We start from the raw sequence: 552 nt of genomic DNA, 5'->3' as shown, positions 1-552 counted from the left end.
TAGCCGTTCTTTCGGATTGTGGCGAGCTCCTCTTCCCATTCGTCTAAGCGATGATCTTGGCTAAAGTAACGTAAGATCTTTTCGCAACGACTTTGAGGCATAAAAGCGAGCATCACTTTAGATGAGGCGCCACGAAGCAGGGGTTGACTTTGACCCTGGACGAAGCTGCATCGTAGCGCCTGCATACTTTCTTTTTGTCTGACACAAAGCGCTCGATAACCCGATGGCACCATGTACGCCGCCATTTCCCCTGTTTGCTGCACCAAGCGCGCCAAGATGGTTTCAACCATATCAAGGCCGTGCTGAGCGGTTTCATAGCTGTGCATCAACAGTAAGGCTGCTGGTCCAACAACAAACGTCTTGTCGTGCACACTTTCTTCAATCAAGTTCCATTCTTTCAGCAGTTTTAGATGTCGATACAAACTGCTTAATGGAACGTTCAATTGTTCGCTGAGTGTTTTCGCAGAGACTGGGAATTGGCTTACCGCAACTTGCATTAATAATTGCAGTGCCTTTTCGTTTACCTGATTAGCGTTGGCTTTGTTTAATGTC

Annotated in this window: 1 protein-coding gene; it reads right to left on the bottom strand. The window is 47.1% G+C overall.

The window, feature by feature from the left end; translation table 11 throughout:
• Positions 1–552, bottom strand: a 552-nt coding sequence (locus R7Q11_RS28545; RefSeq protein ID WP_225467271.1) for an IclR family transcriptional regulator, incomplete at both ends; no start/stop codon positions are given.

Source organism: Vibrio sp. 970 (assembly GCF_033339075.1).
The sequence above is the reverse complement of the archived record's forward strand: the minus strand, read 5'-3'. Positions and strand labels throughout refer to the sequence as shown.